Source organism: uncultured Amaricoccus sp., from assembly GCF_937858865.1.
In the GTDB taxonomy this organism is placed as follows: Bacteria; Pseudomonadota; Alphaproteobacteria; order Rhodobacterales; family Rhodobacteraceae; genus Amaricoccus.
Genome location: NZ_CALLYO010000178.1, coordinates 1 through 8713, shown reverse-complemented (window position 1 = coordinate 8713; position 8713 = coordinate 1). Strand labels below are relative to the sequence as shown.

Below are 8713 nucleotides of genomic sequence, written 5' to 3'. Positions count from 1 at the left end.
GCCAGCGCCTGGAAGGCGCCGTCGAGCAGGACGGGGTGCAGGGCTCCGGCGGCGGGGACGCCGTCGGGCAGCGACAGATCGGCGGCGAGCATGGTCTCGCCGAGCGTGACGCTGCGGAGGGGCCGGAACCGCGGCCCGTAGGCGAGACCGCGCTCCCGGAGCTCGGCATAGACCTCGGCCTCGCCGAGACGCCTGCCGGCGGGATCTCCGTCGCCGGCGTGGGGCCGCGGGCGGCGCGGCAGGCCGAGGCGGGCGGAGGCGCACCGCTGCCAGTCCTCGTCGTGGCCGGCGCGCGCGCTCACGGTCGCGATCCCGGAGTCGGGGTCGATCTCGACCCGCAGGCGGGTCCGCTCGGTAAGCGGCAACGGCCGGGTGAGCCTCAGTCCCTCGAGGCTGTTGCCGCGGTCGAGGGCGCGCGACGCGGCGAGCAGCACGGCCACCTGGCCCGCGGCGGGGAAGAGCGGCGTTCCCGCGACGACATGGTCGCCGAAGTAGTCGAGCGCCGCCGCCCCGAGGTCGGTTTCCCAGACCGGGCCGGCCGCCGCGACCCGCTGGTGCAGCAGCGGCTCCTCCGGGTCGAGCGCGCGCGCGGCCCGCGTCTCGGGGGCCTCGGTCCAGATCCGGGCGCGCTGCCACGGATAGGAGGGCAGGGGGGCGAGGCGGCCGCGGGGATGATGCGCGCTCCAGTCGATCGGGATGCCGTTGACGTACATCTCGGAGAGCAGCGCCCGGACGTGGGAGCCTTCGGGCTCGCCCCGGATCATCGATGCCCCGGTCCAGACCGCTCGCCCGGCAGCGGCCGCGCAGCTCCGGACGGCGGCGCCCATCACCCGGTTCGGGCCGATCTCGAGCACGGCGTCGAAGCCGTCGGCGACCGCCGCCGTCACTGCCCGCTCGAAGTCGGCGGGGCGGCGGCCGTTGCGCAGCCAGTAGTCGAGATCATGGCGATCGTCGTCGTCGATCCGGCGGCCCTCGAGCGTCGAGTAGAGCGGGAGGGCGGGGCGTGCGTGCGCGACGTCGCCGAAGCCGGCACGCAGCGGGGCCTCGATCGCATCGACCTGGGCGTGGTGATAGGCCACGTCGACCTGCAGCCGGCGGTGGAAGATCGAGTCGCGGGCGAGGTCGGCGGCCAGCCGGTCGAGCGCGTCGACGGGGCCGCCGAGGACGGTGGAATCGGGCGCGAGCAGGGCGGAGACCGTCAGTTCGCCGCCGCGCGGCAGGCGGGCCTCGACCGCGCTCCTGCCGAGCCCGACGGCGAGCATCGATCCCCGGCCGGCGATCCGCTGGAAGATCCGCCCGCGCTCGCAGGTCATGCGGACCGCTTCCTCGATGGTGAGGACGCCGCTCGCCCAGGCGGCGGCGATCTCGCCGACGCTGTGGCCGAGGACGCCGTCGGGGGCGATCCCGAGCGACCGCCAGAGCTCGGTCAGGCCGACCTGGAGCGCGAGGTTGGGGAGCTGGGCGTCGATCGGTGCCCGGATCGGCGTGCCGGCGTCCGCGGCGGCCGGATCCCCCGAGAAGGGTGCGAGGAGCGACTGGCCCGAGCAGGTGCGCGCCAGACGGTCGCAACGCTCGATGGCGGCGCGGAAGACCGCGTTCTCGGCGAAGAGATGCCGGCCCATCCCGCGATACTGCGCGCCCATGCCGGTATAGACGAAGAGCAGCCGGCGCGGCGCCTCGGGCGCGTGGCCGGGCAAGCGGCCGGGCGCGGCAAGCCGGCGCAGGCCGTCGGCGAGATCGTCCGGCGTCCGGGCCCAGACCGCCGCCCGGACCGGGTGGTGCGTCCGGCGCCGCGCCAGCGTGTGCCCGATGTCCGGGAGCGGCAGGCGTCCGGCGGCCTCGGCGAGCCGCTGCGCGAAGGCGGTCAGCGCGGCCTCGTCCCGTGCCGAGACCGGAAAGAGCCGCTCCACCGCGTCGTCGGGGTCGGCGGTGGCCGGCTCGGGCGGGGGCGCGCTCGCGAGGATCGCGTGCGCGTTCGTGCCGCCGTAGCCGAAGGAGTTGACCGCGGCGCAGATCCGCCCCTCGGCCGGCAGGGCCTCGGCACGCGTCGGGATGCGCAGCCGGAGCGTCTCGAAGTCGATGCGCGGGTTGGGCGTGCGGAAGTGCAGGTTCGGCGGCACGCGGCGATGCGCGAGCACCAGCGCCGCCTTGACGAGGCCGGCGACGCCAGCGGCGGCTTCGGCATGGCCGATGCTGGTCTTGATCGAGCCGACGAGCAGCGGCCGCCTGTCGGGCCGCCCGGCGCCGAGGACCCGGCCGAGCGAGTCGGCCTCGATCGGGTCGCCGGCCTGGGTGCCCGGCCCGTGCGCCTCGGCGTAGACGATGTCGGCGGGCGCGACCCCCGCCGCGGCGACGACCCGGCGGATCAGGGCCTGCTGCGCCTCGGGGTTCGGCATCGAGATGCCGGGGGTATGGCCGTCCTGGTTGACGCCGGTCGCCAGGATCTGCGCGTAGACCCTGTCGCCGTCGGCCATCGCCCGGTCGAGGGGCTTGAGGACGACGATCCCCGCTCCCTCGGCGCGGACGTAGCCGTCGGCCGCCGCGTCGAAGGCCTGGCACCGTCCCGTGCGCGAAAGGAAGCCCCCCTTGGCCATGGCCATGAACGGCTCCGGCGCCAGCAGGACGTTGACCCCGCCGGCAAGGGCGATCTCGCTCTCCCCGGCCCAGAGCGACGAGCAGGCGAGGTGCGTGGCGACGAGGGACGAGGAGCAGGCGGTGTCGACGGCGAGGCTCGGGCCGGCGAAGTCGAAGGCGTGCGAGAGCCGGTTCGCCAGCATCGCCAGGGTCGAGCTGGTGGCGGTGCTCGGCGAGATCTGGTCGCGGCTGAGAATGCCGAAGCGGTCGATCAGGTTGTCGAGGCTGAACCCGCCGACGAAGACGCCGACCGGATGGCCGCGCAGGGCGGTGGCGTCGAGGCCCGCGTCCTCGAGCGCCTCCCAGGCCACCTCGAGCAGCAGGCGCTGCTGCGGGTCGAGCACCGCCGCCTCGCGGTTCGAGAGGCCGAAGAAGGCGGCGTCGAAATCGAACGGCGACTGGCCGAGGAAGCCGCCGTGCCGGGCGTAGGTCTTGCCGGGAGCCGAAGCGTCCGGGTGAAAGAACCGGCCGACATCCCAGCGGTCGCGCGGCACCTCGGAGATCGCGTCGACGCCGTCCACGAGCAGCTGCCAGAGCGTCTCCGCGTCCGAGGCGCCTCCCGGAAAGCGACAGCCGATCCCCACAATTGCCAGAGGGCGCCGTGCGGTCGATGTCATGGGGGGAGGGTTCCTCGGTGGCTCCTTCAGGCGCCGTAGCAGGCGAATGTTGTCCCAGTATTTGAAAATGGCGCGGCCGGTCCCTGGCCGAAGAGCTCGAAGGGCATCGCGAGCGGCAGAGACGTGCCGGCCAGCGGCAATCGGGTGAAGACGCAAGAACGAGCGGGCCGGGCGCCCCCGGGCAGGCGCGTCGAGCCCTGCGCGATCATGATTTCGCGCGCGAAACTATAGGTATCCCATTGATGCTGAAGGGATTCGTCGGGTTAATGCTTCGTTACTCGCCCGCAAGCCCGGATCGCGCCGACCCCGCAGGGGCGGTATCGAAGGCGCAAGCACGGAGCAATCGCCCTGCGTGCCGGCCCCCCTGCGGTTGCACGCGTGGCCTGCGCTGCGCAGACTTCCGCGCGGGGCGAACGAGCGCAGGGCGGGGGGATGATTCGGTTCAACGATGTCGTGTTCGACCGGGAAATGCTCTGGGTGCGGCGCGATGACGGAACGGAGTTTCGCCTGAGCCGGCAGGAGCGTGCGCTGCTTCTTCATATCTCGAGCCAGCCGGGGCGGCTGTTCACGAGGGGGCAGCTGTCCGATCTGCTGGCGCGGGACGACGAGCCGGCGGGCGAGCGGAACGTGGACTTCCTCGTCAGCCGGCTGCGCCGGCGGCTCGGCGATGATGCGCGCCATCCCCGCTTCATCGCCACGCAGTACGGCGAGGGCTATGTCTGGATCGCCCGGCCGCTCGAGCCGGCGCCCGGCAAGGTCTTCCTGCTGATCGGCCCGATCTTCGGCCTGCCCCGGCGGCCCGGCCGCGAGCAGCGGATCGTCGAGCAAATGACCGCGAGCTTCGCCAGTGCCCTCGGCGACGGGCGGCGGGTGGCGACCGCCCTCCACTCGCCGCCGCTCCGCGAGACGCCGGCGTCGGCCTCCTTCGTGCTGCAGGGCAGCTTCTACGACGATGGCGCCGCGCTGCACGCGGCCTTCGTCCTGCACCGCGGGCCGGATGGCCAGGTCGTTCGCACCACGCGCGCCGTCTTCGCCGACGCGGATACCCGGGCGATGGCGGAACGGGTGGTGGCCGATTGCCGGGCCGCGATCTGGTCCGACCAGGCGCAGACGCCCGAGGCGCCGCTGGTCGCTGTCACCGAGCTGCCGCTCGAGGTCCGCATGCACGAGGCGGCGCTGATGCTGGCGATGCCGCCGGAGCGCTGGCGCGAAAGCGAGGCCCAGCTTGCCCGCGCGCGGGCGGAACGGCCGAACGACCCCGATCTCGAGGTGATGTGGGGCATCCATCTCTACCTGCAGCTGCTGCGCCCGCCGCACGAGGGACGGCTGATGACGCGGGCCGAACGCATGGAGCTCGAGGCCGCGATCGAGGCCATCGCGCTCGAGAACCTCGCCGCGGTGCAGGACAATCCGCTGCTCGTGCTGGCGATCGCGAAGCTCCTGCTCTTCATCGACCGCGGTCACCTCGGCCTCGTCGCGCGGCTTGCCGACGAGGCCTTCGCGAAGAGCAGCGGGTTTGCGGCCGCCTTCGCGACCCAGGCCCAGATCCGCATGTATTCCGGCAGGATCGGCGAGGCGCTGCGGCTGCTCGACTCGGGCGTGGAACTGTCCGAGCCGGCCTCGGAGTTCCAGGTCTACCTGCTCATCCTGAAGTGCATCGCGCTGATGGCGTCCGGCCGGCGGCGCGCCCTCGACAGGGTGAGCGATCAGCTCTATGCGCTGCGCCCCGAATACCGGTTCCACATCGGGCTGATGCTGGCCGATCCGGCGCTCGAGCCGCTGCCGACCGACCTCGAGACGGTGCTCGCCGCGATCGACGAGGAGAGCGCGCGCAACGCTCTCGACTATCTCTTCTACATCGCGGGCCGTCGCTTCCCGGCGATGCGGCAGCGGCGCAACGTGATGTACGGCCTCACCACCCACCTGAGCCGCCGTTTCGGTGGTCGCATCATTCCGGCTCACATCGCCCAGTCGATCGGCGGGCAGGTATGAACGGGGTGCTCTCGTCCCGCTCCGGCTGAATCTCCGGGCGGCAGAGGCTTATGGGGATCCGTTCGATCCGGGATGCCAGCGCCGCGTTCCAGGGCGGGAAGACCTCGATGCGGCAGATCGGGCCGTCCTGCCGCCCCTGCCGGGGCGTCGCCATGCGGGAGGTCCAGGGGGTCCGGATCCGCCCGATGAACGCCAGCGTCGCGTCGGCGGGCGGGTCGCCGGCGGCGACCTCGCCGTCGCGGATTTCGTTCTCCCGCACCATGGGGCCTCCGATCGCGATCGCGCGCCGCAACGATAGCGAGGCCGCGTCGCCGCATCGAGCATCTTGTCGGGTGAGCCGGCATCGATATATTTCTATGGAAATAACGAGAGGATCCCGGAGATGCCGATCGAGGCGGTGGCGCCGGCAACCTGCGGAGCGGTCGGTGGCGCGGCGCGAATCGGCGCCGGCGGACCTGGCGCGCTGTCGCTCTGCACGCCCGGCGCGAGCGCTCGGCCGGCGGGATGTGCGCAAGCCTGCGCCGGCGGCGGGGGCTGACCTTGGGCCGGCCGGAGAGCCTGGCGGAGGCGCTGGCGTTTCTCGCCGGGAACTTCGCGCCCGTCGTCGGGTGGGAGAGCGTTCCGGCCGATGCGAGTTGCGGGCGGCGGCTGGCGCGGGGGGTACTCGCGCCGGCCGACCTTCCCCGGTTCGACGCGGCGGCGATGGACGGGTACGCGCTGCGCCTGGCGGATATCGGGTCGGGGGGGCTGCGGCGGCTCAGTATCGCCGAAACGGTCCCGGCCGGGCATCTGCCGACACGGGCGATCCGGGACGGCGAGGCGGCGCGCATCTTCACCGGCGCCATGCTTCCGGCCGGGGCGGAGCGGGTGGTGGTGCAGGAGCTCTGCCGCGAGATGGGGGGCGAGGTCCTCGTCACGCCGCCGAACGGGGCGAAGCCGCATATCCGCCGGCGGGCGGAGGAGGTGCGGGCGGGCGACATCGTCCTCTGGCCCGGCCAGCGGGTCGGCGCGGCGCAGCTCGCGCTGCTGCATGCGCTGCAGGTGCGGGAGGTCGCCGTCCGCTGCCGGCTGCGGGTCGCGCTGCTCTCGGTCGGCGACGAGGTGCGGGAAGGCTTCGCGGAGCTCGCGCCGGGGGAGATCGCCGACAGCAACCGCCCGATGCTGCGGGCGATGCTCGAGGCGGGCGGGTGCGCCGTGCGGGATCTGGGGGTGCTGCGGGACGATCCCGACCGTTTGCTCGCGGCGCTGATCGACGCGGCGTGGGAGAGCGACCTGATCGTCACGAGCGGCGGGGCGTCGGCGGGGGCGACCGACCATCTGCAGCGGCTGATCTCGCGGCGCGGCTGCCTCGAGTTCCGCAATCTCGCGCTGCGGCCGGGCGGACCGGTGGGGTTCGGCGACGTGGACGACTGCCCGATCCTTGCCCTTCCCGGCAATCCGATGGCGGCGGCGGTCGCCTTCGCGCTGCTCGGCCGGCCGCTGGTGGCGATCCTGTCGGGCGATCCCGCGGCGGATCCGGGGCGGGCGCGGCTGCCGCTGGCCAGGACCTTCCGCAAGGCCGCCGGCCGCATCGAGGCGCTCGCCGGGCGCCGCGAGACGAGCTCCGGCCTGGAGGTGGCGGTTCCGCTGCCGGTCCAGGGCTGTTCCAGCCTGGTGGCGCTGGCGGGCGCCGACGGGCTGATCCTGCTGCCCGAGGCGGCAACCGTGGTCGCCCGCGGCGATCCGGTCGACTTCGTGACCTTCTGAGCGAGGGTGGGCGCGCGCGCCCGTTCGGTCATGCCATTGGTTTCGCTGATAGATTTACGCGCCGTTAACCGGATGGAAACCGGTGTCCGGCCCGGAGGCGGCAGTCGCGGTCTTCCGCCTGAGGCTCGGCGTGGGTGCGGTGCTTGGCGGCTGGCCGCGCTCGGGATCGGGCGGTCTCAGTCGACGCCGACCATGACGTCGGAGGCCTTGATGACGGCGTAGGCGGTCTTGCCGGCCGCGAGGCCGAGCTCGTCGACCGAGGTATTGGTGATCGAGGCGGTGACGACGGTGCCGCCGACGTCGATCTTCACGTGGCTGGTGGTCGCGCCCTTGGTCACTTCGACGATCTTGCCCTTCAGGGTGTTGCGCGCGCTGATCTTCATGGAGTCCTCCCCGGTTGCAGCGATGGAACGCAGACGTTGCGGCCGGCGGCCTGCACCCAGGCGATGGCCACGTCGACGCCGTAGAGATCGCGCAGGGCGGCGGGAGTCAAGACGGCGTCGGGCGGGCCGATCGTCACGATATGCCCGCGCCGCATCAGCGCGACGCGGGTGGCGCAGGCGAAGGCGTGGCCGGGGTCGTGGGTGGAGAGGACGACGGCGATGCCCTGGGCGGCGAGGGCGCGGATCTGCTCGATGACGCGGGCCTGGTTGCCGAAGTCGAGGCTCGCGGTCGGCTCGTCCATGACGACGAGCCCGGGCTCCTGGGCGAGCGCGCGGCCGCTGATCTCGGGGAAGCGGCGGTCGGCGAGGCGGGCGATGCCGATCGTCGCGAGTGCGGCCTCGGCGACGGCGCGGTCGGCGGGGGAGGGGGCGGCGAAGGGGGCGATGCGGCTGGCGCGGCCCATCAGCACCACGTCGCGGACGGTGAAGGGGAAGGTCGGGGCGCCGGCCTGCGGCACGTAGCCGACCCGGCGGGCGAAGGCGGCGCGCGAGAAGCTCGCGACCGGGTGGCCGTCGAGCTCGACGCGGCCGGCCTGCGGCGGCAGGAGGCCGAGGAGGGTGCGGAAGAGCGTGGTCTTGCCGCAGCCGTTCGGGCCGAGCAGGCAGAAGACCTCGCCCGGGGCGATCTCGAGGCTGACGCCCTCGCCTACGGGCGCGTGGCGGTAGCCGAAGGCGAGGTCGCGGGCGGCCAGCATCAGCGCCAGGCCTGCCGGGCGGTCAGCAGCAGCCAGAGGAAGAAGGGCGCGCCGATCGCGGCGGTGAGGATGCCGAGCGGCACCTCGATCGGGGCCATGGTGCGCGCGAGCGTGTCGACGGCGACGAGGTAGCCGCCGCCGAGCATCAGCGAGGCGGGCAGCAGGCGGGCGAAGTCGGGGCCGACGAACATCCGTGCGATATGCGGCACGAGCAGGCCGATCCAGCCGATGATGCCGGAGATCGAGACGGCGGCCGCGGTCATCAGCGTCGCCGCGGCGACGAGGACGAGGCGGAGGCGGGCGGTCTCGACGCCGAGGGCGCGGGCCTCCTCGTCGTCGAGGGTCATCAGGTTCATCCGCCAGCGCAGCAGCACCATCGGCGCGAGGCCGAGGAGGATGGCGGGCAGGATCGAGAGGAGGTCGCCGCGCGTCACGCTGGCGAGGCTGCCGAGGAGCCAGAAGGTAATGGCGGGGAGCTGGTTGTAGGGGTCGGCGAGCACCTTGAGGAGCGAGATGCAGGCGCCGAGCAGCGCGCCGATGGCGACGCCGGCGAGGACGAGGACGAGCACCGGGTCGCGGCCGCGGG

Annotated in this window: 7 protein-coding genes; 2 read left to right on the top strand and 5 right to left on the bottom strand. The window is 73.4% G+C overall.

Going from position 1 to position 8713, the window contains the following annotated elements; genetic code table 11:
- The coding region (locus Q0112_RS04915) for a type I polyketide synthase (protein ID WP_297972237.1) at positions 1-3218 on the bottom strand (3218 nt) is incomplete at its 3' end.
- A gap of 465 nt (positions 3219-3683) precedes the next feature.
- Between Q0112_RS04915 and Q0112_RS04910 the strand changes: the two genes are divergently transcribed.
- Positions 3684-5243, top strand: coding sequence for a helix-turn-helix domain-containing protein (locus Q0112_RS04910; RefSeq protein ID WP_297972234.1), 1560 nt, complete (start codon positions 3684-3686; stop codon positions 5241-5243).
- Here the strand turns inward: Q0112_RS04910 and Q0112_RS04905 are convergent.
- Complete coding sequence (locus Q0112_RS04905) at positions 5200-5505, bottom strand: hypothetical protein (RefSeq protein WP_297972229.1); 306 nt, start codon at positions 5503-5505, stop codon at positions 5200-5202. The genes Q0112_RS04910 and Q0112_RS04905 overlap by 44 nt on opposite strands.
- Before the next feature lie 278 nt (positions 5506-5783).
- On the opposite strand from Q0112_RS04905, the gene glp reads away from it, so the two are divergent.
- Positions 5784-6989, top strand: a complete 1206-nt coding sequence (gene glp / locus Q0112_RS04900; protein WP_297972227.1) for a gephyrin-like molybdotransferase Glp — start codon at positions 5784-5786, stop codon at positions 6987-6989.
- Positions 6990-7165: 176 nt separating this feature from the next.
- On the opposite strand, the gene Q0112_RS04895 is transcribed toward glp, so the two are convergent.
- From Q0112_RS04895 to Q0112_RS04885, 3 genes are all read right to left on the bottom strand, one after another.
- Positions 7166-7372, bottom strand: a complete 207-nt coding sequence (locus Q0112_RS04895) for a molybdopterin-binding protein (protein ID WP_297972225.1) — start codon at positions 7370-7372, stop codon at positions 7166-7168.
- Positions 7369-8127 carry an ABC transporter ATP-binding protein gene (locus tag Q0112_RS04890; RefSeq protein ID WP_297972222.1) on the bottom strand — a complete coding sequence of 253 codons (759 nt, stop codon included), beginning with the start codon at positions 8125-8127 and terminating at the stop codon, positions 7369-7371. The genes Q0112_RS04895 and Q0112_RS04890 overlap by 4 nt, the downstream gene beginning before the upstream one ends.
- On the bottom strand, positions 8127-8713 hold a 587-nt coding region (locus tag Q0112_RS04885), incomplete at its 5' end, for an iron ABC transporter permease (protein ID WP_297972220.1). The genes Q0112_RS04885 and Q0112_RS04890, both read right to left, overlap by 1 nt.

Bases quoted from the DNA above. Each gene is read 5' to 3' on its own strand.
- Q0112_RS04910 (WP_297972234.1), top strand. From the start codon at position 3,684: ATGATTCGGTTCAACGATGTCGTGTTCGACCGGGAAATGCTCTGGGTG.
- Q0112_RS04905 (WP_297972229.1), bottom strand. From the start codon at position 5,505: ATGGTGCGGGAGAACGAAATCCGCGACGGCGAGGTCGCCGCCGGCGAC.
- Q0112_RS04895 (WP_297972225.1), bottom strand. From the start codon at position 7,372: ATGAAGATCAGCGCGCGCAACACCCTGAAGGGCAAGATCGTCGAAGTG.
- Q0112_RS04890 (WP_297972222.1), bottom strand. From the start codon at position 8,127: ATGCTGGCCGCCCGCGACCTCGCCTTCGGCTACCGCCACGCGCCCGTA.